We start from the raw sequence: 22,741 nt of genomic DNA, 5'->3' as shown, positions 1-22,741 counted from the left end.
ACCCCCATCCAGATTACTAGGTGGGGGTTTTTGTTATCTAATGCGACTCTTACTTTCTTTATCAAAGAAATGACTTTTTGAAATATCGAATGCAAGCTTAATTTTTTGTCCAGGTTGGATAAGTGAATCAGAAGATAATCGAGCAATATATTGTTGACCATCTAGTGCAGAATAGACCATTAATTCGGCTCCTGTTAATTCAGATACTTCAATATTTGCCTCAACAGTTGACTCTGTATGTTGAGCCAGTACTAATGGATCTTCAGAAATATGCTCGGGTCTAACACCAAGAATAATTTCTTTACCGTTATAGCCTTGACTATTTAAGATTGCTAGTTTTTCTTGAGGGATTTTCAACAATACACTTCCAGCTTTGAAGTAACCACTATCGATTGTACCTTCAAAAAAGTTCATTGCAGGTGATCCAATAAAGCCGCCTACAAATACGTTTTCGGGATTTTCATAAACATCTTTTGGTGTTCCGATTTGTTGAATTAGACCGTCTTTCATAACAACAAGACGTGAAGCCATAGTCATCGCTTCAGTTTGATCATGAGTTACATAGATTGTTGTCGTTTTCAAACGTTTATGTAATTTTGCAATTTCAGCACGCATTTGAACACGCAATTTTGCATCTAAGTTTGATAAAGGCTCATCCATTAAAAATACTTTTGCATCACGAACAATTGCGCGACCAAGTGCAACACGTTGTCGTTGTCCACCTGATAATGCTTTAGGTTTACGATCTAAATAAGGCTCAAGATCAAGAATACTCGCTGCATTTTTCACACGTTTTTCAATCTCCGTTTTAGAGAATTTTCTTAGCTTTAATCCGAACGCCATATTGTCATATACAGTCATGTGAGGATAAAGTGCATAGTTTTGGAACACCATTGCGATATCCCGTTCTTTTGGAGGGACATTATTCATAGATTTACCATCAATGCTAAATTCCCCTTCAGAAATCTCTTCAAGTCCTGCAATCATACGTAGTGTTGTCGATTTCCCACATCCAGAAGGACCTACAAGAACGATAAACTCTTCATCTTGCACACGCAAATTGAAATTAGAAACTGCTGTACTTCCGTCATCGTAAACTTTAAAAATATCTTCAAGAACCATTTTCTCCATATTAAGCACCCCTTTATTATCGCTTTATATATTAAAGTTTAACAATCATATACGAAACATCATATGTATAATGTGCACAATTTTCTGACGTATTAATTGTGCGCTTTGTCTTCTTCTTCACTAGCTATCAAACTCGCACAATATGAAACAAGAGCACCGTCAAAATACCGTACAGAAATACCAGTAATATCTTGGAACTTTGTAAGGCGATATTGAAGCGTATTTCTATGCACATGTAATTCTTTAGCAGTAACAGAAGCATTAAATCCATTTTCAAAAAAGAGTTGAACTGTTTGCAGTAACTCCATATCAAATTCAATTGGCTCTAATACTTCTTTGCGGATCATCTGTTTCATTTCGTCAGACATTTGTTCAATTAAACTAATAGGGAAAGTCTTTTCCATCGTATAAATTTGTTCAGAATGATTTCTTATAAGACCTTTTTTAAACCATTCTTTTTCTTTTATAAAATGACTAGAAAAGGGTGTAGCTGTCGAATAGAATTTTCCAATATACATTTTAACTTTTAAAAAAAAATCACTTTCAAGTGCAACGACAAAAGAAGAGAAGTCATCAAAAGTATGTATATATGAGGCTTTCTGTTCAATAAGGACGGCATCATGTGTAGAAATAAAAACAAGTTGCATAGCATCATTAAAATAAGCTTGAACAGCTTGATTCAAGTCGGACTTTAAGATGTCGTCAGCTTTAAAATGAAGTTGGATAATACGGATATCACAATCCTCTTTTAAAGGAGAAGAACCACTTTGTAGTAAAAATTGAATCCATTTTTCTGAGATGGAATCATTACTAAATGGAGTGGGTTGTATCTCTTTAAAAAGTGAAGTTAACAGAGCATAATCACGAGCTGTTAATTCTTTTCTGTCGACGGTCATCCAAGTATTGTTGAATTGGTTATGGAATATATGAATATTTTCTTCAGTATTAACGGGACATTCGGTTAGTAGATTGATAGAAGGAAATAGAGCTGCTAAGTTAGTTGACATAATATGTGATCTCCTCTCCTTAAGCTATTACAGCTTATGATAATAATAAAGTAATTTGATATTAGGAAATGCCAATTAAAAGTAAACATTCCTTTTTACTATTATAAATCACAAAACTCTATTTGACATAACTGAACAGTTGAAATATTTGAAAGATAAATAATAGTTATTTTTATTTAATGTTAATCATATCTATTAAGGTTAGAGGCGTATTAAAAATGACGAATTTAGCATTGAGAATGAAGGTATTATCGTAATTTTATAAATCTAATAATTTCAAGCAAAAGTCAATAGATATTTGTTTTAGGGAGGGGAGAGATTATTTGAAGAAGGGCATGCTTAGTTTCTTATTATTTATAGCAACCATTGCATTTCTTACACCAGTAGAAATTATGGCATCTACAAATGAATATTACATTTCAAATGATAGTGAAAATGTTTCCAAAGGGATGTATTATGCAAAACCTAATGCCAAAGCAAAAATGGTTGTTAAGTTTACTCGTTATAATACTAATAAAAAGGTGAAGAAATCTCTCGGATTAAAGGATATGACAGCTCAGTATAAATTATCTACGAAATCTGGTGACCTAATTCCTGATTTTGATCGTTCGATATATAAACTGCAAAAAGTAGGGTCTAAACTCTACCTCACTTCGCCTGTCTATCGAACTGAAAGTATATATGGACCAGCAGAAGGATATGCTCTAAAATTATATGAAATGACAGCTAACGAAAATAAAAAACGTGTGATCAAAGATTATATCCCATCGAATACTGTCACACCTTATAAAATAGAGGGCTATAAACTGTTTTACGTTACTTATAATAAACAGTCCATGAAGGAATATGATTTAAATGTATTTGATCTGAAATCAAAAAAGAAAAAGACTCTGAAGAGATTGGTAGATAGTTTTTGGATAAAGTCGGGAAGGATATATTACACGAAAAAAGGTAGTTTGTATTCGATGCAACAAGATGGAGAAAATATAAAAAAATATAAATCGATTGATTACTTATATAACTCTATTGGTTTTGAGGCAAGAAGTTTCGGTGTTACGATAAATGATGTTCTCATTTATTATAGTGGTAGAGATGGTAGGTACTATTATTTAAACACGAATACAGGAAAAAGTATTAAATTTCCTAATATTAATATTTATGAAGGCAATCAGTATATCGACTATTCTTCTCACAGTATTGTTTTTACAGATAAAGAAGGCTTGAAAATATATGATAGTAAAACGAGAAAGACTAAGTTGATTAAACGAACAAATAAAATTGTTTACATCTATAAAGTGAGAATGAGTGCTAAAAAGATTCAGTATATACAAGGTATTCGGTTGTATGAGGTTGGGTTTTAGATATAAACTTAATTATTTTTAATAATGAGAAAGCCCCAAATGACTTTTAAATAAGTCATTTGGGGCTTTTATTGTATATATTTTACAATAGCACAATCCAACCTTGATTTATGTACTAAATAATAATTCAAATAATTAGTTGACATAAATGGAAAAAGTCGATAAGCTAAAATAAAGTTTCCTTAAGGAAAAACAATTGTTCGAAGGAATTATTTTTTTACCTAAAAAGTTTCCTTAAGGAAAAACAATTAACATAGGGAAAAAGGGGAGAAGAGATTGAAAAAGTTAGTTATTTTTTTTGCTGCAATCTTATTTTTAGCTGGATGTTCAACGAAAAAAGAAAATGATAAACCAGTTGTTGTAACAACAATTAGCCAAATTGCAGACGCTGTATCTGTTATTGCTGGAGATCGTGTAGAAGTAAAGGCTTTGATGGGACCTGGAGTAGATCCACATTTGTATAAGGCGACACAAGGAGACTTGAGTAAATTAGAAAGTGCGGATGTGATTTTTTATAGTGGCCTTCATCTTGAAGGAAAGATGCTAGATGTTTTTGAGAAGATGCAAGAAAATGATAAAACTGTTAATGCAATAAGTGAATCAATTGAAGAAGAGAAATTGTTAGGAAATGAAATGGATGCAAAGTTATATGACCCTCACGTATGGTTTGATATCGATATTTGGAAAACTGCTGTCCATCAAATTACAGCTACATTAAGTGAAAAATATCCAGAATATAAGAAAGAGTTTAGTGAAAATGAAGCTATCTACTTTGAAGAATTGGATGATCTATCGAGTTATGCAAAACAAAGAATTGATGAGATACCTTTAGATCAGCGTGTACTGGTAACAGCACATGATGCTTTTAATTATTTTGGTCGTAGTTTGAATATAGAAGTACGTGGTTTACAAGGGTTAAGTACGGAGTCTGAATATGGTCTAAAAGATGTAAGGGACGTTGTTGACTTTTTAGTCGGAAACAATATTAAAGCTGTATTTATTGAATCAAGCGTGTCTGATAAAGCGATGAAAGCAGTAATTGATGGAGCTAAAGAAAAAGGACAAAATGTGAAAATTGGCGGGGAGTTATATTCAGATGCTATGGGAAAAGAAGGAACAGAACAAGGAACTTATATTGGAATGTATAAACACAATGTAGATACAATTGTAAACTCATTGAAGTAGGGGGAGGAAAATATGAATGCAATTGAAGTAAGCCATTTATCAGTGGCATATGAAGACAATCTTGTTTTACGTGATATTAATTTAAGTGTACCTGTTGGAAAATTAGTTGGGATTATTGGTCCGAATGGTGCTGGGAAATCTACACTGATAAAAGCAATTTTAAATCAGCTACCTAATAAAACTGGGAAAGTGGAGATATTAGGTCATTCTTTAAATCCTAAAAATCATCTTGTGGGTTATGTTCCACAACGAAATGCAGTAGATTGGGATTTTCCAACAAATGCATTAGATGTCGTTTTAATGGGACGTTATGGTCATATAGGATTATTTAATAGACCTAAAGCTAAAGATCGAAAAAAGGCTATTAAATGTCTGAAAAGTGTTGGTATGGGGGAATTTGCAAATCGTTCAATTGGTCAATTATCAGGTGGGCAACAACAACGCGTTTTTTTAGCTCGAGCACTTGCTCAGGAAGCTGAAATTTATTTTATGGATGAACCATTTGTAGGTGTTGATGCAGCAACTGAACTTACAATTATCAATATTTTAAAGGAATTAAAAGCAAAAGGGAAAACAGTACTGGTTGTACACCATGATTTACAAACAGTAAATGATTATTTTGATTGGACCGTATTACTGAATAAAACAATCATTTCTTATGGACCAACTAAGGAAATTTTTACAAAAGAAAATTTACAACAAGCGTATGGAGGAAAGTTATTCTTTATGAATGAAAAGCAAAATGAAGCGCTTGCTGAAAGGGGAGGATTGAATGCTATCAGGTAACTTATTGTGGGTTCTAGCTGGTGCATCTTTATTAGGAGTTGCCTCTGGATTAATCGGATCATTTGCATTTCTTCAAAAGCAAAGCCTTGTAGGTGATGCTGCTGCTCATGCAGCACTTCCAGGTATTGCAATTTCATTTCTGATATTTCAGCAAAAGGATTTACCATTATTAATGCTGGGTGCAATAATAACGGCAACTATATCAGTATATTTGATTCAAGGTATTATTAATCGCTCCAAATTGAAGTCAGATGCTGCCATTGGAATAGTATTATCAGTTTTCTTCGGAGCGGGTATTGTTTTACTAACAATTGTTAATCAAAGTAGTTCTGGCAATCAAAGTGGATTAAACGATTTTATATTTGGCAAAGCAGCAACTATGGCAAAAAGCGACCTAGTGTGGTTATCAGGAAGTGCTTTAATAATCATTTTGACTTGCTTAACTTTTTATAAAGAATGGAAATTAATCATATTTGATACTACATTCGCTAAAGGAATTGGCTTACCTGTAAATTTTCTTAGATTTATACTTACAGCAATAACAGTGTTAACAATTGTTACAGGTATACAGGCTGTAGGTGTTATATTAATGTCTGCAATGCTGATTATTCCGGCGGCTACAGCCAGAATATGGTCGGATAAATTAGTCACCATGATAATTATGAGTGCTTTGTTTGGTGCTTTTTCAGGTGCATGCGGAACTTTAATTAGTTCTTTAAAGACAGGGTTATCAACTGGACCAATCATTGTCATTACAGCATCTTTGTTATTTATTTTTTCATATATATTTTCTCCAAGACGAGGTCTGTTAGTGAAAATTCAAAGAAGACGACAAATAGCGAAGCGGGTTTTAAAACAGGAGGTGCAAGCCTCTTGAATGAGTTTTGGGTTTTAGTAACTGGTTCATTAGTTGGGATTACTTGTGGTTTAACAGGTGTATTTTTAATATTACGCAAAATGGCTATGATAGCAGATGCGATTAGTCATACTGTTTTATTTGGTATCGTCATGGCATTCATTATTACACAGTCATTAAATGGCATATGGATGATGCTAGGAGCTGGAATTGCAGGGGTTATAACGGCTTATTTAGTGCAAGTTCTACAATCGAATGGATTACAAGAGGATGCTTCAATTGGAGTTGTTTTTACTACTTTATTTGCGGTAGGAGTATTACTGATTACACTTTTTGCTGGAAATGTACATTTAGATGTAGAACATGTATTAATGGGCGAAATTGCATTTGTACCTTGGAATACTTGGACATTTATGAACTTAACAATGCCGAAAGCTGTATGGATGTTAATGTTTGTGTTGTTGATAAATATTCTATTTCTTTTAGGGTTTTATAAAGAAATAAAACTGTCAACATTTGATCCTATCTTTGCAATGAGTATTGGCCTACCTCTCGTTTTTCTACATTATGCATTTATGACACTCGTATCGTTTACAACTGTTGCGGCATTTGACAGTGTAGGTGCTGTCTTAGTTGTTGCGATGTTAATTGTACCGGCTTCTACGGCGTATTTACTTAGTAAATCTGTAAAAAGAATGATTATTTTAAGTATGATAATTGGAATGTTGTCTGCTATTGGAGGCTATTATTTCGCAAAATTCTTTGACGCATCAATTGCAGGCATGATGGCTACTACAGCGGGAGGGATATTCTTACTTGTCTTTTTATTTAGACCGTATGAGGGTTTATTAATGAAAAAAAGGAAACTACTTAACTTGAACAATCTCACTATAAAATCATAGGTAGGTTTACCCGGTTTTTTAAAGCCTTGTTAAGTTTTATAATTATTAGCTTTATGCTATTCCATAAAGTTGAAAAAAATTAAAAGTTGTTAAAAAAACGTTAGTATCGTTAAATACGATACTAACGTTTCTTTACATAAAATATAGATTTCATTGGACATGCCTCAAATACATTTAAAAGAGATTTTAATAGAAGTATTTTGATCTAAGTGAATAAATTTCAAACTACTTACTTTCCTATGAAGAAAAATTAAAAATAGTATAACTGGATATATTATTTTACAGGAACTAAAACTTTATATTCCTCAGGTATGTGTAAAATTGTTTCGTAATATGCTTTTTTCGTATAATCTTTTGAGATATCTTTATTTATAGATTTATATGTTAAATAAGGTTCTTCAATAGGTTCTTTTTTAATAATAGTTTGAACAGATATTGTTTTAGAAGCGTTATTTTTATCTAGTACATCTAATTCAACCCAAATAGGTTTAACGTTATTATTAAAATAAATTGATTTTATTTTCTTGTTGTGATTTTTATGTATTTCTAATATTTGTGTAAAATCTTGTACATATGTTTTGTTTTCAGGTAATCCATTCATGTATGGCTCTAAATAATCACCTTTCCATTGTTTTTCGTTCATTGAAAAATCAGCTTTCATTATATGAATAGATGAGAGTACTACTAATGATAGTGTGAACAAAAAGAAAATCCCTCTCATTATAAAGCCGGAAGATGAAATTGTTTTTTTGTTTTTTATGATATCCATCAGTGAATATATACCGATTATTATCCATAACAGTTCAGCAGGGATTAATATGAATGCTGAATCGGCTTGTATTATACTTTCTTGTATTTCAATTACTTTGTCAATACTAGGCACTTTTAAGTCCTCCAATTTTATGTCATGTATTATTTGTATGAAAATTAAATAATTTACACGCTTTACTTTTTAGCTATACAATATACTATTTCAAAGTTAATGTATATAATAATTTCCTTTTCTACTATATTTATATCGGAAATATATGATAGGAGATACGTCTAAGTTATATTTTGGGAGTAAAACTGCGCTAGATACCGTGGATTTGCACTGGTAAACGTAGAAAATAAAATGCCTATTAATTCCTTTCACAACACATGATCTAATTGAGAGCTTAAACTAAAAATAAAGAAGAAGCCAATAACCTCATTTGTCGTACTAAGGATATTGGCTTCTGAAATTTTACAAGTGGTTCTTTTAGTAGGATAGGAAATTAAAATATAATGAATTAAATATTACACAAAGGACTTCTGCAAATACCTATGTCGATTTCATTTCCATTTATACCTTCTTTTAAATTTACTAAAGTAGAACCTGTATAAATTTGTTCGATTATGCTTGATATTTCTATTTTCTCATGATCAGTTATCGGTTGATTAGATAACATTTTCATAAACCAATTTTTGATTGTATCAGGAGATATATTTGCTGCAATTGATGATAATCGATTAAACCCTATTTGCACTTTATCTTCTAAATCTATTTCTCCACCGGCATAATAATAAAAGTCATTTTTAATTTGATCCTTCAATTTTTTTATTTTATCTTTATGACCTGCTTCTTTTATTCCTATTACATGATCGTTCTTACTTAAGAAAAGGATGTTATTTATAGATAAATCAAATCCTGTTCTTTTTGGATTATTGTATATTATTGTAGGTTTGTTAGTTTGTTCAATAATCTTTTCAGAATATCTCAATGCTTCTTCTTGAGTCGGAAGAATATAAGGTGGATATCCAAGTAAAATCCCTGCAATCTTTGTCTTATTTATCGCCTTCCCAAACTCAACAGCTTCAAGCTGTCTAATAGAAGAAACACCAAATAATATTTCCATGTTGTTTATGAGTTCTTCTTCTATTGAAACAGCGTTAAGCAAATCCATCTTTTCTTTGAGATTTAAACTATGTTGTTCTCCAGTAGACCCACCGACAAGAACGGATTTTATCCCTTTATTATATAAATATTTAATATGGTCTATAGTACCTTGTACGTTTAACGATTCATCTTTAAAAAATGCGGTAGGCACAGCAATATGAAGGATTCTTTTATCATTTGTGTCACTCCTTGTTTCTTAGGGAATATTAAACTATTTTTTAGTATTAACGGATTTTGTCCACATTTAATAAATGATTAAATTTCTAATATACATCCATTTCAAGTTGATTGCCCTTTATAAAGTAAGTAGTGCTCGATTTAACGACAATTCATCTGACGGGAAAAGAAATATTAAATTTCTCCATTTTTCTGTATAGTGTGCGTACACTTATTCCTAATTGCTCGGCAACTAACTTCTTACCTTCAAAATCAAACCCATAACGATTGAAGGCTTGGATTATTCCATCCTTTTCCATCGTTTTTAAATCATTTTGTTCCAGCAGCTTCTTAGGTGCTTGAACGAGTGATGGATGTAAGAAATCTGGAAGTGAAGATTCTGTTAGTTGATGACTCCTCTCCATATTCATACTGTACTCAATGACATTTTCAAGTTCGCGAATATTTCCTGGCCAATGGTATTGCTGTAAACTTTTTAAATATCCTTCTGAGCATGTCTGTATGAATTTTCCTGTACGATTCTGAAGACGATCTATTAAGATAGGGACTAATGATTCTATGTCTTCTTTTCTTTCTCTTAATGCCGGTAAGTGGATTGGGATGACATTTAATCTATAATACAAGTCTGAACGGAATTGTTTAGCCTCCATCATTTCCTCAAGAGGTTGATTAGTGGCAGCAATCACACGAATATTAACTTTTTTAGGATTGATTCCGCCTACTCGATTAACCATCCCATCTTGTAAAACTTTTAATAACTTTGGTTGTAAATGGACAGGCAAATCTGCAACTTCATCTAAAAATAATGTTCCTCGATCTGCAAGTTCAAAATACCCTGGCTTGCCTTTTTTGTTTGCCCCAGTAAATGCTCCTTCCTCATATCCGAATAATTCACTTTCAAATAATGTTTCAGGAATGCCAGCACAATTGATTTCTATGAATTTACCTTTTCTTAACATACTTTGCTCATGGATGAACTTTGCTAAAAGGCTTTTTCCTGTACCCGTTTCACCTGTAATAACGATTGAAGATGTACTGTTAGCAATTCTAGAAAGAAGTTCTTTTAGTTTTTTTAGTTGAGTATTGTTCCCAATAATATAATTAATATTTTCCTTCGAATCTCTCCCTATATATTTAAATTCTCCGGAACCAACCAATATCGTTAAAATGATATCGCTTAATTGTGTTAACCAGTACTTAAATTGATCTTGTTGTGCTATTAACTTTTCTTGTCCCTCTGAAGTAAAACTGACAAAGGAAAGAAAGCCATAATGGTTATCATTTTTTGTGATTTTAATTAGAATTTCTGCTTTTGAAGGGCAGTTCGATTGGAAATGGCAACCTTTACACATTTTCATATGTCCGGGGTCTTTTACAAAACTAACAGCTTCTTTGTTTTGTTTTTGGAAAAATGGTATATAGACTCGATCTTTTTTTTGTACTTTATATTCTTCAGTGGATGCTATTAATACACCTTCATAATTAAAGAAAGCAATTTCGACTTGTAAAAGTTCTGCAAATGTTCGAATAGTCTTTGTAATTGAGGAAATAGATGACATTCATACAACCTCCCACTTTTAGAGTGTGATTTTTTCTGAAAAGTAAGTTTAGACACAGAAATCGAAATATCAATCAACCATTCTACTATTTAATTTGGATTTTTAATTATATGTACTTTTCCATAATGGAATAATTAAGATGTCATAATTGTAGATGAATAGAGTTAAAATTGTCAATTTTCAGTCAATAATGACAAAATGACAATTTTCTTTTGATCAAAAGCTAGGAATTATAACGAATGAAAGTTGGCACGCTATTTGCTTTATTACTAGTAAAACAGCTCAAGGGGGTTTTTACATGGAAATGGATTATTTTAAGCTTACTAACAAAGTAGCAGTTGTAACAGGAGCAGCCTCTGGAATTGGATATGCTACAGCAGAGCTATTGGCTGAAGTAGGTTTGCGTGTCATTTTACTAGATATCGATGAAGTAAAAGGTATGCAAGCCGCTAGAACAATTCTGGAGAGTGGTTATCAAGCGCAATTTATAAAATGTGATGTGACAAGTGCAGCAAATTGCCAAGCAGTAAGTGAGGAGATTAAACAATCATATGGCAATATAGATGTACTTTTCAATAATGCAGGTATTATTAAACGAAAAACTGTTGTGGATTTAGAAGAACATGAATGGGATGCAGTTATAGATGTCTCATTAAAAGGTGTTTATCTTCTATCTAAATACATCATTCCTATTATGGCTGAAGGTACAGGCGGAAGTATTATCAATACCGGATCTGGTTGGGGACTAAAAGGTGGTGACAAAGCTGCGTCATATTGTGCGGCAAAGGCTGGTGTTGTCAATTTGACAAAAGCAATGGCAATTGACCATGGACCACAGAATATCCGTGTCAATTGTATCTGTCCAGGGGATACAGATACACCGTTATTGAGAAGTGAGGCACAACAATTAAATCTCGAAGAAGGCTCTTTCTTAAAAGATTCCGCAGTGAACCGTCCATTGGCACGCTTAGGAACACCGCAAGATATTGCTAAGGGAGTTCTATTCTTAGCAAGCGATTTATCTAGTTGGGTAACAGGAACGGAATTAATCGTTGACGGTGGCGGCTTGGCATAACGATAACCAAAATATTAGGAGGTAATACTATGACAAAAAAGGTGCACCCATACATCCCAAATATGGTCCCTAAAGTTAAGGAAGAAATGCTGAAGGTAATTGGGGTAGAGAACAGTATGGAATTATATTCATGTATCCCTGAAGAACTTCAGCTGAAGGAAGAGATGAATATACCAAAAGCATTAACAGAATACGAATTACGAAGACATATTGAGGGTCTTTTGAAGAAAAATATTAGCACAAACGACTATATTAACTTTTTAGGTGCCGGATGTTGGCAACATTTTGTTCCAGCGGTTTGCGATGAAATTAACCAAAGGTCGGAATTTCTAACAGCTTATGCTGGAGAGCCGTATGAAGATCATGGTAGATTTCAGTCATTATTTGAATATCAAAGTCTATTAGCGGAGCTTGTAGATATGGATGTTGTGAATGTGCCTACATTCGATTGGGGGCAGGCTGCAGCAACTTCAATTAGAATGGCCGCTCGCATTAATGAAAGAAAAAAAGTTTTGATAGCAGCTACAGTTGCTCCAGAAAGAACAAAGATTATTGCTAACTATGGTTCACCAGAGCTCGAATTTACTAATATTGCTTTCGATCTTGATACAGGTTTAATGGACTTAGATGACTTGAAAAGTAAAATTTCAGATGAAGTAGCAGCGATTTACTTTGAAAATCCATCTTATTTAGGATTTATAGAATCTCAAGGAAATGAAATTTCTGCAATTGCTAAAGAACATGATGTACTACTTGTAGTTGGGGTGGATCCTATCTCATTAGGTGTTTTGGCACCACCAAGTCATTATGGTGCTGATATTGTTTGTGGAGATCTACAACCACTTGGTATGCATATGAATTACAGCGGTGGCCAAGCTGGTTTTATCGCTACTCGTGATGAAGAAACATTCATTAATGAGTTCCCATCACGATTATTTGGTATCGTGCCAACAATAAAAGAAGGGGAATATGGATTTGGTGACGTGGCGTATGAAAGGACTTCTTTCGCTCAAAGAGAAAAAGGGAAAGAATCAGTTGGTACTCAAACAGCATTATGGGGTATTACAGCTGGCGTGTACTTATCTTTACTAGGGCCTGAGGGGATGTATGAATTAGGGCAAACCATTATGCAAAATAGTCAATACACCGTAAAGAAATTGAATAAAATTGCGGGTATACAAGGTTCAAGAATTGTTTCACCATTCTTTAAAGAATTTATTGTGGACTTTAACGAAACGGGAATCTCGGTTCAAACAATTAATGAACTGTTATTAGAAAAGAAAATTTTTGGTGGTAAGGATCTTTCTAAGGAGTTCCCAGAGTATGGACAATGTGCTCTATTTTGTGTGACAGAGGTTCATACGAAAGAAGATATGGATTGTTTGATAGAGGCTCTTGAAGAGATTGTAACAAAATAAACGTCTACAAAAGGAGTTTTGAGAATGAAACCAATAAAAAGAACTGAAGCTACTCGCGATTTTCATCAAGCAAAATGGAATGAACCTATTATTTTTGAACTTCATCAAGAGGGAGAAAAAGGTGTTGAAGTCCCACTAGCAAATGAAGAAGTGGTATCAACAATTGGTGACGGTGTGTCTACTATTCCTGCATCTATGTATAGAAAAAATAGACCGAATCTTCCGGAAATTGGTCAAGCTCGTGTGCTTCGCCATTACTTACGACTGTCTCAAGAAACACTGGGATCAGATTTTAATGTAGAAATCGGTCAAGGTACTTGTACGATGAAATATATCCCGAAAATAAATGAATTATTAATTAGAAATCCCAAGATGATGGATCTTCATCCACTTCAAGAAGAAAGCACTGTACAAGGGATGTTAGAAATTATTCATAATTTAGATTTGTGTATGCGTGAAATTTCGGGGATGGGCGCTTTTTCATTCCAGCCAGGTGGCGGAACACAGGCATTATTTGCGATGGCTTCAATTGTTAGAAAATATCATGAGACACGTGGTGAAGGAGATCAGCGTGATGAAATCATCACAACTATTTTCTCGCATCCATCACAAGCAGCAACAGCTGTTGTGAAAGGGTATAAAGTGATTACATTACATCCAGATGAAAATGGCTTCCCGGACATTGAGAAATTAAAAGAAGTTGTTTCTGAAAGAACGGCTGGGTTTGTAGTAGCAAATCCTGAAGATACAGGAATCTTTAATTCTAAAATTAAAGAATTTACAAAGATTGTACATGAAGCGGGTGGTATTTGTTATTACGATCAAGCAAATGCAAATGGATTATTAGGTATTACAAGAGCAAAAGAAGCGGGCTTTGATATGTGTTTCTTTAACCTTCATAAAACGTTCGCTGCACCTCATATGTGTGGAGGGCCAGCAACAGGAGCTTTAGGAGTTGCTGAAGCATTAAAAGAATATTTACCAGGTCCCATTGTAGAATATGATGGTGAAAACTATTCATTAAATGATAATCTACAACACTCAATTGGCAAAGTACGTGCATTTCATGGCGTAGCCCAAACAATTTTAAGATCTTATGCATGGATACGCGCATTAGGTCCAGATGGATTACGAGAAGTAGCCCAAACGGCAGTATTAAATAATAATTACTTATACCATAAAGTACAAAAAATTCGTGGTGCAAGTGCTCCATACGTTAAAGGCCAGCGACTAGAACAAGTGCGATATAGTTGGGATCAGATGGCTAATGAAACAGGTATTACTACAGAAGATGTACAAAGAAGGATGACTGATTTCGGTCTCCATTACTGGACTAGTCACCACCCGTATATCGTTCCACAACCATTTACACTTGAACCAACTGAATCCTATTCAAAAACGGATTTAGATGAATACATTAATGCGCTTCAGCAAATTTCAAATGAGGCATATAACAATCCTGAAATTGTAAAAAATGCCCCATCCAATAGTACAATTCATCAACTAGTTGAAGAAGATTATTTAGATAATCCTGAGAAATGGTGTATTACGTGGAGGATGTATCAAAAGAAAGTATTAAAACCAGAACTTATTAAGTAGAGGGAGCGGCAATCAATTGATAAGAATTGATTGCCTTTGTTTCCTAAAAAAAACGAAAATTGAAAATTCTTAAGTTTTTTAAGTAGAGTCAAACTGATTTATATTCAATGAAAATAAGGAGTGGATGAATAATGAAGAAGAATAAAAATGCTTTATTATCTCTTTTTGTTGGATTAATAGTTATTTTAGTTTTAAGTGCTTGTAGCAGTAATTCTTCAAGCAATTCTAAAGGAAACGAAAAGACTGATAATGAAGTGAAGATGGATCTTGTAAATAAGGGGAAATTGACTTTCGCAATGAGTGGTCTTTTAAAACCGCTAAACTATAAAGAGAACGAAAAATTAGTAGGGTTTGATGTTGAAATTGGCACTGAGATTGCAAAACGAATTGGATTAGAGGCTAATCCAGTAACAAATCCATGGGAAACGATTATACAAGGGTTAAAAGGGAAAAAATATGATGCGATTATTGGCAGTATGACCGCTACAGAAGACCGCTCTAAACAAGTAGACTTTTCAGATCCTTACTACACTTCGGGAGCACAAGTATTTGTAGCTGAGGGGAATAATGAGTTAAAGGCGAAAGCGGATTTAAAGGATAAAACGATTGGTGTTATGCAAGCGAGTACTTATACAGACGATGCAAAAAAATATACGACTAAAATTAAGAGCTTTCCAAGTGATATATATGCATTGCAAGATTTACCGCCAGGTCGTGTAGATGCGGTAATTACAGACCGTATTGTTGGCGTTTCTGCAATTAAAGAATCAGGATTGAAAATTAAACCAATCGATGATGTAATCAAAACTGAAGAAATTGCAGTTGCAATAAATAAAGGAAATCCAGAGTTATTAAAAGCAATTAATGAAGCGATAGCATCTATGGTTGAAGATGGAACATATGAAAAAATCAGCACAAAGTGGTTTGGAGTAAATCTTCTTGATAAAAAATAGAGTTTAATTTCAATAGTACAAAATGAGAAAGGAGGAGATTGTTATTGAACTTCTTAACCAATATTACTTCAATATTTCAAACTCATGGAATTGAATTTTTAAAAGCGACAGTAATTACAGTAGAACTTACCTTTGTATCATTAATAATTGCTACTATTATTGGTTTAGTATTCGCATTCTTTAAAGTCTCAAATATTAAAATACTAGGAAAAATTGCAGATATATATATATTCTTAATTCGAGGAATGCCGTTAATTGTTCAATTAATGTTTTTATACTATGGTATTTCAAGTGTTTTTGTATTATCAGATTTTACTGCAGGAGCTTTAGCATTAGGAATACACTCAGGAGCTTATATAGCTGAAATTTTCCGTGGTTCTATTCAATCTATTGACCGTGGACAGGTGGAGGCAGCTCGCTCATTAGGTATGCCATATATGCTAGGAATGCGACGTATCATACTTCCTCAAGCTTTTAAAAGAGCTATACCAGCATTAGGAAATCAATTTATCATTGGATTGAAGGATTCATCGTTGGTGGCTTATATTGCAGTTTCTGAACTATTTAATCATGCCCTATCTGCCCAAGCGGCTAACTATATGCCTTTTGAAACGTATTTTGTAGTTGGTATTTATTATTTAATCTTAGTTCTAATCTTCACACTTCTTTTCAATAAGCTGGAGAAAAAATTAGATGTTGGAGGGAGAGAGAAGAAAAATGATAAAACTGAAAAATTTGCGTAAATCATTCGGTGATTTAGAAGTGTTAAAAGATATTTCTTTAGAAATACAGAAGTCAGAAGTTGTCGTATTAATTGGTGCGAGTGGTTCAGGGAAAAGTACTTTGCTGAGATGTCTGAATTTTCTTGAAATTAATAATGGCGGTCAAATAGAGATTAACGGAAAATTAATCGATGCTGGAAAAGAGAACCTAAATAAAGTTCGAGAAAATATGGGAATGGTATTTCAACATTTTAATTTGTTCCCACATTTATCGATTTTACAAAATGTTATAGAAGCACCTGTTCATGTGAAAAAACAGAGTAAGGAAGAAGCTACAAGAAAGGCGAAGGAACTTTTACAAAAAGTAGGTTTAGCAGATAAAGCAAACTTTTATCCGGATCAACTGTCTGGTGGTCAAAAACAGAGAGTCGCGATAGCAAGAGCCCTTGCTATGGAGCCTGAAGTTATGTTATTTGATGAACCTACATCTGCTCTAGACCCAGAGCTTGTAGGAGAAGTTTTAGAAACGATGAAAAATCTAGCAAAAGAAGGAATGACGATGGTCATCGTAACCCATGAAATGGGCTTTGCTAGGGAAGTAGCTGATCGTGTCATTATGTTGGCTGATGGCAAAATTATTGAAGAAGGACCACCATCTGAATTTTTCAAAAATCCAAAAGAAGAAAAAACAATCCGTTTTTTACAGCAAGTTTTATAAAGGTAATTAATATGAGGCCGTAATTTATTTTAGAGGAGTGCATTTAAATGTTGACTTGTTATGATGATGTTTTGAAAGTAACGGATGAATTAGTAGGAGTGGAAAGTATCGTAAATACTACTGGAGAGATTGAGGTTGCTAAGAGGTTATTTGATTTAATCTTCTCACAAAATTATTTCAAAAGTAACCCATCCCATGTATTCATGTCACGTACAGAAGATGATAAAGTCGAACGCTACAATGTTTTTGCCTTTGTCAAAGGTACAAAGGCAAAGTCGAATAAGACTGTTATTTTAATGGGTCATACCGATACTGTAGGAATTGATGATTTTAGTCATTTGAAAGATAAAGCATGTTCACCAAGTGAATTAAAGAAAGCGCTTGCAAATGAGAAACTTCCGGATTTAGTGAAAGAACATTTACAATCAGATGAATGGCATTTTGGACGTGGTGTTTTGGATATGAAGAGTGGAGTTGCAAGTCATTTCTACTTATTAAAGTATTATTCAGAACATCCTGAAGAGCTTATTGGTAATCTAGTATTCTTTGCAGAATGTGACGAAGAAGATAGTTCACATGGTGTTTTATCTGGTCTGAAGGATTTAAAACGATTAAGGGAAGAACATCTTTTTGATTATCAAGCATTAATCAATTCAGATTTCGTTGCCCCTCGCTACGAAGGTGACCCTAATCGATATATCTATAAAGGAACAGTCGGTAAACTATTACCTTCTTTCTTTATCACAGGTGCTGAAACACATGCAGGTTCTAGTTTTGAAGGATTAGATCCAAATTATATTGCAGCGGAGTTAACGAGACAGATTAGTTATAATCCAGATTTATGCGATCAATCCCTCGGTGAAACGCCTATGCCGCCAGTTTCGTTGAAACAAACTGATTTTAAGCCAACTTATACGATTCAAACAGCTTTATCAGCATACGTTTACTATAATTTTTTTATCCAATCATGGTCTCCTAAAGAGGTACTTTGTTTGTTGAAAGAACAAGCGGAAATCGCCTTTGAAAACGGGATTAATACAATGAAAGAAAGACATCGAAAATATTGTGAAATAAGTGGGCAACCATATTCAGAATTACCTTGGAAGACTAGAGTAATTGTTTATGAAGATATGCAAAAAACGCTGGTGGAGCTTCATGGAGATAGATACTTAAACCATATGAAGCAATTTAAAGAAAATCTACTATTAGATGAAACGCTTGATGTTCGGATGTTTTCTGCACGAGTTGTCGAAGAAGAATGGAATTGGATGAAGGATAAAAGTCCAGCAATCATTCTATTTTACTCTTCACTCTATTCACCTCGTGTCGATTTGAGTGGGAAAAATGAAAAAGAGCAAAATTTGATAAAGGCATTGGACTATGCAATTGAAATTGTACAACCTCATTATTCAAAACCTATAGTAACACGCAACTATTTCCCCTATGTATGTGATATGAGCTGTGTTGCATTAAGTGATGGGGAAGATGATATAAAAGCAGTTATTGAAAATAATCCAAGTTGGGGCACAAAGCATTATGTAAACTATGATGCAATCCGTGAAATAAATGTTCCAACTATTAACATTGGTCCATATGGATACGATGCACATAATCGATATGAGCGTACAGAACTAGCTTACACGATGGAAGTAGTTCCTAATTTAACAAATCAAGTAATAAGAAAGTTATTAGGAATGGAAGTTGTTGAAGTAGAAAAGTAGAAAGTGGATATAGATAACTAATTTTATTGAAAAATTTTTGCAGAGGGTGTGAAGTTTCATGGGATTCGGAAGATATTCAGATAGTCTCCAAAATAAACGTGTTGTAGTGACAGGGGGAGCTAGTGGTATTGGTCTAGCCACATCGCTTCGATTTGCTGCAGAAGGATCAATTGTAGCCATATTTGATAATAATGAAGAACAATTAAAAAAGACTTTAGAAGAACATTCTGCTATCAAATACGGGATTTTAGTCGATGTTAGTAATCCTGATGAAGTGAAAGAAGCCTTTAAAGAAGTTGATGAGGCAATGGATGGAATCGATATATTAATATCAAATGCAGGTATTAGTATAAGAAATAAATTTATAGACATCACTCCAGAACAATGGAAAAAAGTAATTGGAATTAATTTAGATGGTATTTTTTACACAGCACAAGAAGCAGCTAAACGAATGTTGATACAAGGTAGTGGGGTTATTTTAATGACAGCCTCTACAAATGGAATAACAGGTCATCCATATTACGCCGATTATAATGCGTCAAAAGCTGGTGTAAACCTTTTAGCAAAAACAATGGCTTTAGAACTTGCACCAACGATTCGTGTAAATACAGTTTGTCCGGGTTATGTGTTAACAGCTATGCAAATTGCCGAGTATTCGCCTGAAATGTTAGCGCAGGTTAATGAAAATATACCACTTAAAAGACATGCTACTCCTGAAGAAATTGCAGGGGTTTATGCGTTCCTAGCTTCTGATGAGGGGGTATATATTACAGGTCAAAATATACCCGTAGACGGAGGAGAATTAGCTTAACAACATAATTCTATACTTGCTTTATTTTCGCTTAATTCAAATACTCTATCAAATTTATTTAATAGAATCTAGATTATTAAATAGATTGAATAACAGACTATTAATAAGGCGTTTTGAAAGTAATTGTAAAAGGGGTGTTGATTATGGAAATGCAAACAGAGAAAAAGGGCAGGTTCAGAGTTCCTCATGTGTATGTCATTTTATTTTCTGTCATTATAATTGGAGCTATTTGTACTTACATTATCCCAGCTGGAGAATTTGATCGCATCGAACAAGATGGTAGAACGATTGTGGTACCAGGAAGTTATCACGAAATCCCAGAAAATCGAACGACAATTTTAAATGTATTTGAGTCAATTCATAAAGGGATGATTGCCACTGCACCGCTGATTTTTTATATTTTTATAGTAGGTGGAGCATTTGGAATATTGCGAGCTACTGGGGCTATAGAAGGTGCAGTCCATAGTATGGCGAAAAAAATTGCTGGGAGAGAGCAACTCTTAATCCCAGTATTAATGACTTTCTTTGCATTATCAGGTGCTATGCTAGGATTAGCAGAGGAGACTATCCCTTATATCACCATTCTAATCCCATTAGCAGTTCTAATTGGATTTGACTCGATGGTAGGGACAGCAATCGTACTACTTGGAACATCTGCTGGATTTACTGCTGCATTTATGAATCCGTTTACAGTCGGTATAGCTCAAGGAATCGCAGAATTACCCATTTTCTCTGGTATGTATTTAAGAATCATCTTTTTTGTCATTTTCTTAACGGTTAGTATTTGGTATGTCATGCGATACGCAAATAAAATAAAAAAGAACCCAAAGGCAAGTGTTATGTTCGGTGAAAAAAATGCACTCATAGATAGTTCGGATTCAAACCAAACATTTCCTTTTACTACACGGCACAAACTCGCTTTCTTTGTGTTATTAGGGACGTTAGTAGGGCTAGCTGTTGGTGTCATTAAATTTGAGTGGGGATTAACTCAAATGACAGGACTGTTTTTGATAATGGGTATACTTATTGGTCTTGTCTCAAAAATGAATTTTAGTAGTATGGCTGAAGCATTTATTAAAGGCTGTGAGGTTTTAATAATGGGTGCTTTAGTTGTAGGTATTGCGAATGCAATTCTAATTATTTTAAGAGAAGGTCTTATAATGGATACGATTTTATATGGGCTTGCTTCTGCTGTAGACTCCCTACCACCTCAACTAGCTGCACTTGGTATGTATATAGTGCAATGTTTAGTGAATTATATTGTCCCATCAGGTAGTGGCCAAGCCGCATTAACAATGCCAATAATGGTTCCGTTATCTGACTTGTTAGGGGTTACCCGTCAAACAGCAGTATTAGCTTTCCAATTTGGTGATGGTATTTCAAATATTTTCACACCTACTTCTGGCTATTTTATGGCTGGTTTAGCATTAGGAGGTATCTCGTGGATCAAATGGGTGAAGTGGATTTGGCCATTGATCGTTATTCATTATGTTCTAGGTGCTATTTTTGTAACCATTGCCCAATTAATCAATTATCAATAACTGAAGAAAGCAGTAGGAGGTGGTTCATATATGACTTTAACTAATTTACATCAAACTATGGTTGATTACCGTAGACATTTTCATCAATATCCAGAAGTATCTTATGATGAGGTCAATACTAGACTTTATATAATAAAAGAATTAGAGAAATTAGAATTGAAACCTTACACATTTTCTGGGAAAGATGTTGCTGTTGAAATAGCCGGACTACAACCAGGGAAAACTGTTATCATAAGAGCCGATATGGATGCTCTACCCGTATTAGAAGAAACTGGCTTACCCTTCTCTTCGAAAATAGAAGGAGTAATGCATGCTTGTGGGCATGATGGACATATGGCAATTTTATTAGGATTGATCCATTATTTTAAAGAAAATCCTGATAAAATCGTAGGGAAAATACGTTTTCTATTTCAACACGCCGAAGAAGATGTTCCAGCAGGTGCTATTGAAGTCGTAAAAAGTGGTGGTTTAAAAAATGCAGACGCAATTTTTGGTTTTCATTTATGGGAACCGTTAGAGTTAGGTAAAATAGGCGTCCGTAGTGGCCCTACAATGGCGGGGTGTGATAAATTCACTCTCACTATCTTTGGTAGTGGAGGACATGGTTCAATGCCAAATGAAACAGTGGACCCAACCATTATCGCTGCTCAATTTATTACTCAGTTACAGACTATTGTTAGTAGGTCATTACATCCTCTTGAACAGGCAGTTATAAGTATTGGAGAATTAAAATCTGGAACAAACTATAATGTTATTCCAGATACAGCCTATATAGCGGGAACTGTGCGGCAATTCGGAAAAGAAATTGCTGAGAAGATCCATAATCGGATGGATAAAATAATTAGTGGATTATGTGAATCATTCGGTGCAAAATATCAATTGGAGTATTTACATGGGGACCCTACATTGGTGAATGATGACCAGCTTTATAAAATGGTGAAGAAAAATGCTATTCAATTATTCGGTAAAAAAAGAGTAGAGGAGATTACTCCGATACTTGGAAGCGAGGATTTTTCTAATTATACAGAAGTCATTCCGGGTATGTATACTTATATTGGTATTGGGCGACCAGGGGAAACCTATGGACACCATCATCCAAAATTTGATATCGACGAGTCAATGCTAGTTCCAGCAGCTACATTGATTTCACAATCTGTTATCCATTTTTTAGCGGGTGAAGAAAAATTAATTAATCTATATCAAGCTAATAATATTTAGAAAAATATTACAAAAAATGATAATGTTTTAATAAAGAGGTATTAGTTATGAAAAAAATCGTTTCTAGCACAATCTTGAAAAAC

General features: G+C 33.9%; 20 protein-coding genes. 15 read left to right on the top strand and 5 right to left on the bottom strand.

Annotated features, from left to right (window positions below):
- Nucleotides 1-33 precede the first annotated feature (33 nt).
- Nucleotides 34-1,131, bottom strand: coding sequence for an ABC transporter ATP-binding protein (locus tag BK137_RS08260; RefSeq protein ID WP_038181355.1), 1,098 nt, complete (start codon nucleotides 1,129-1,131; stop codon nucleotides 34-36).
- Between the two features lie 92 nt (nucleotides 1,132-1,223).
- Nucleotides 1,224-2,138, bottom strand: a complete 915-nt coding sequence (locus tag BK137_RS08255; protein ID WP_038181358.1) for a PucR family transcriptional regulator — start codon at nucleotides 2,136-2,138, stop codon at nucleotides 1,224-1,226.
- Nucleotides 2,139-2,461: 323 nt separating this feature from the next.
- Between BK137_RS08255 and BK137_RS08250 the strand changes: the two genes are divergently transcribed.
- The 5 genes from BK137_RS08250 to BK137_RS08230 all read left to right on the top strand — a co-directional run bounded on the left by BK137_RS08250 (nucleotide 2,462) and on the right by BK137_RS08230 (nucleotide 7,228).
- The gene (locus BK137_RS08250) at nucleotides 2,462-3,499 is read left to right on the top strand and encodes a hypothetical protein (protein WP_038181362.1); all 1,038 of its coding nucleotides are present in this window, start codon (nucleotides 2,462-2,464) and stop codon (nucleotides 3,497-3,499) included.
- A gap of 276 nt (nucleotides 3,500-3,775) precedes the next feature.
- Complete coding sequence (locus BK137_RS08245) at nucleotides 3,776-4,684, top strand: metal ABC transporter solute-binding protein, Zn/Mn family (protein ID WP_038181365.1); 909 nt, start codon at nucleotides 3,776-3,778, stop codon at nucleotides 4,682-4,684.
- Nucleotides 4,685-4,696: 12 nt separating this feature from the next.
- Nucleotides 4,697-5,470, top strand: a complete 774-nt coding sequence (locus BK137_RS08240) for a metal ABC transporter ATP-binding protein (protein ID WP_038181368.1) — start codon at nucleotides 4,697-4,699, stop codon at nucleotides 5,468-5,470.
- A complete protein-coding gene (locus BK137_RS08235) occupies nucleotides 5,457-6,347 on the top strand; it encodes a metal ABC transporter permease (RefSeq protein WP_038181370.1) in 891 nt (296 codons plus the stop codon). The genes BK137_RS08240 and BK137_RS08235 overlap by 14 nt, the downstream gene beginning before the upstream one ends.
- Nucleotides 6,344-7,228 (top strand): metal ABC transporter permease, encoded by an 885-nt coding sequence (locus tag BK137_RS08230; RefSeq protein ID WP_038181373.1) that lies wholly within the window; start codon nucleotides 6,344-6,346, stop codon nucleotides 7,226-7,228. The genes BK137_RS08235 and BK137_RS08230 overlap by 4 nt, the downstream gene beginning before the upstream one ends.
- A gap of 274 nt (nucleotides 7,229-7,502) precedes the next feature.
- On the opposite strand, the gene BK137_RS08225 is transcribed toward BK137_RS08230, so the two are convergent.
- The 3 genes from BK137_RS08225 to BK137_RS08215 form a co-directional block, all read right to left on the bottom strand.
- Nucleotides 7,503-8,111: a hypothetical protein gene (locus tag BK137_RS08225; RefSeq protein WP_038181374.1), complete on the bottom strand. Its 609-nt coding sequence runs from the start codon at nucleotides 8,109-8,111 to the stop codon at nucleotides 7,503-7,505.
- A gap of 388 nt (nucleotides 8,112-8,499) precedes the next feature.
- Nucleotides 8,500-9,297, bottom strand: a complete 798-nt coding sequence (locus tag BK137_RS08220; protein ID WP_235175688.1) for a dihydrodipicolinate synthase family protein — start codon at nucleotides 9,295-9,297, stop codon at nucleotides 8,500-8,502.
- A 178-nt stretch (nucleotides 9,298-9,475) separates the two neighbouring features.
- Nucleotides 9,476-10,882 (bottom strand): sigma-54 interaction domain-containing protein, encoded by a 1,407-nt coding sequence (locus BK137_RS08215; RefSeq protein WP_051448614.1) that lies wholly within the window; start codon nucleotides 10,880-10,882, stop codon nucleotides 9,476-9,478.
- A gap of 298 nt (nucleotides 10,883-11,180) precedes the next feature.
- On the opposite strand from BK137_RS08215, the gene BK137_RS08210 reads away from it, so the two are divergent.
- The 10 genes from BK137_RS08210 to BK137_RS08165 all read left to right on the top strand — a co-directional run bounded on the left by BK137_RS08210 (nucleotide 11,181) and on the right by BK137_RS08165 (nucleotide 22,658).
- Complete coding sequence (locus BK137_RS08210) at nucleotides 11,181-11,957, top strand: SDR family NAD(P)-dependent oxidoreductase (protein WP_038181377.1); 777 nt, start codon at nucleotides 11,181-11,183, stop codon at nucleotides 11,955-11,957.
- A 29-nt stretch (nucleotides 11,958-11,986) separates the two neighbouring features.
- Complete coding sequence (gene gcvPA, locus BK137_RS08205) at nucleotides 11,987-13,375, top strand: aminomethyl-transferring glycine dehydrogenase subunit GcvPA (protein WP_038181380.1); 1,389 nt, start codon at nucleotides 11,987-11,989, stop codon at nucleotides 13,373-13,375.
- 24 nt (nucleotides 13,376-13,399) lie between these two features.
- A complete protein-coding gene (gcvPB, locus tag BK137_RS08200; RefSeq protein WP_038181382.1) occupies nucleotides 13,400-14,974 on the top strand; it encodes an aminomethyl-transferring glycine dehydrogenase subunit GcvPB in 1,575 nt (524 codons plus the stop codon).
- A gap of 131 nt (nucleotides 14,975-15,105) precedes the next feature.
- Nucleotides 15,106-15,927 carry an ABC transporter substrate-binding protein gene (locus BK137_RS08195; RefSeq protein WP_038181385.1) on the top strand — a complete coding sequence of 274 codons (822 nt, stop codon included), beginning with the start codon at nucleotides 15,106-15,108 and terminating at the stop codon, nucleotides 15,925-15,927.
- A gap of 62 nt (nucleotides 15,928-15,989) precedes the next feature.
- Nucleotides 15,990-16,670: an amino acid ABC transporter permease gene (locus BK137_RS08190; RefSeq protein WP_412104682.1), complete on the top strand. Its 681-nt coding sequence runs from the start codon at nucleotides 15,990-15,992 to the stop codon at nucleotides 16,668-16,670.
- On the top strand, nucleotides 16,645-17,367 hold the full coding sequence (locus tag BK137_RS08185; RefSeq protein ID WP_038181390.1) for an amino acid ABC transporter ATP-binding protein: 723 nt from the start codon (nucleotides 16,645-16,647) through the stop codon (nucleotides 17,365-17,367). Before BK137_RS08190 ends, BK137_RS08185 begins: the two co-directional genes overlap by 26 nt.
- Nucleotides 17,368-17,414: 47 nt before the next feature.
- Nucleotides 17,415-19,088, top strand: a complete 1,674-nt coding sequence (locus tag BK137_RS08180) for a M20/M25/M40 family metallo-hydrolase (RefSeq protein WP_038181392.1) — start codon at nucleotides 17,415-17,417, stop codon at nucleotides 19,086-19,088.
- Nucleotides 19,089-19,146: 58 nt separating this feature from the next.
- Entirely contained in the window at nucleotides 19,147-19,899 is a 753-nt protein-coding gene (locus BK137_RS08175; RefSeq protein ID WP_038181396.1) for an SDR family NAD(P)-dependent oxidoreductase, read from the top strand.
- 143 nt (nucleotides 19,900-20,042) lie between these two features.
- Nucleotides 20,043-21,440, top strand: coding sequence for a YfcC family protein (locus tag BK137_RS08170; RefSeq protein ID WP_038181398.1), 1,398 nt, complete (start codon nucleotides 20,043-20,045; stop codon nucleotides 21,438-21,440).
- A 30-nt stretch (nucleotides 21,441-21,470) separates the two neighbouring features.
- Complete coding sequence (locus BK137_RS08165; RefSeq protein ID WP_038181400.1) at nucleotides 21,471-22,658, top strand: M20 metallopeptidase family protein; 1,188 nt, start codon at nucleotides 21,471-21,473, stop codon at nucleotides 22,656-22,658.
- Nucleotides 22,659-22,741 lie beyond the last annotated feature (83 nt).

Source organism: Viridibacillus arenosi (assembly GCF_001955655.1).
GTDB lineage: Bacteria > Bacillota > Bacilli > Bacillales_A > Planococcaceae > Viridibacillus > Viridibacillus arenosi.
The sequence above is the reverse complement of the archived record's forward strand: the minus strand, read 5'-3'. Positions and strand labels throughout refer to the sequence as shown.

Coding starts and splice junctions, on each gene's coding strand:
- BK137_RS08260 (WP_038181355.1), bottom strand. CDS start 1,131: ATGGAGAAAATGGTTCTTGAAGATATTTTTAAAGTTTACGATGACGGA.
- BK137_RS08255 (WP_038181358.1), bottom strand. CDS start 2,138: ATGTCAACTAACTTAGCAGCTCTATTTCCTTCTATCAATCTACTAACC.
- BK137_RS08240 (WP_038181368.1), top strand. CDS start 4,697: ATGAATGCAATTGAAGTAAGCCATTTATCAGTGGCATATGAAGACAAT.
- BK137_RS08235 (WP_038181370.1), top strand. CDS start 5,457: ATGCTATCAGGTAACTTATTGTGGGTTCTAGCTGGTGCATCTTTATTA.
- BK137_RS08215 (WP_051448614.1), bottom strand. CDS start 10,882: ATGTCATCTATTTCCTCAATTACAAAGACTATTCGAACATTTGCAGAA.
- BK137_RS08210 (WP_038181377.1), top strand. CDS start 11,181: ATGGAAATGGATTATTTTAAGCTTACTAACAAAGTAGCAGTTGTAACA.
- gcvPA (WP_038181380.1), top strand. CDS start 11,987: ATGACAAAAAAGGTGCACCCATACATCCCAAATATGGTCCCTAAAGTT.
- gcvPB (WP_038181382.1), top strand. CDS start 13,400: ATGAAACCAATAAAAAGAACTGAAGCTACTCGCGATTTTCATCAAGCA.
- BK137_RS08195 (WP_038181385.1), top strand. CDS start 15,106: ATGAAGAAGAATAAAAATGCTTTATTATCTCTTTTTGTTGGATTAATA.
- BK137_RS08185 (WP_038181390.1), top strand. CDS start 16,645: ATGATAAAACTGAAAAATTTGCGTAAATCATTCGGTGATTTAGAAGTG.
- BK137_RS08180 (WP_038181392.1), top strand. CDS start 17,415: ATGTTGACTTGTTATGATGATGTTTTGAAAGTAACGGATGAATTAGTA.
- BK137_RS08175 (WP_038181396.1), top strand. CDS start 19,147: ATGGGATTCGGAAGATATTCAGATAGTCTCCAAAATAAACGTGTTGTA.
- BK137_RS08170 (WP_038181398.1), top strand. CDS start 20,043: ATGGAAATGCAAACAGAGAAAAAGGGCAGGTTCAGAGTTCCTCATGTG.
- BK137_RS08165 (WP_038181400.1), top strand. CDS start 21,471: ATGACTTTAACTAATTTACATCAAACTATGGTTGATTACCGTAGACAT.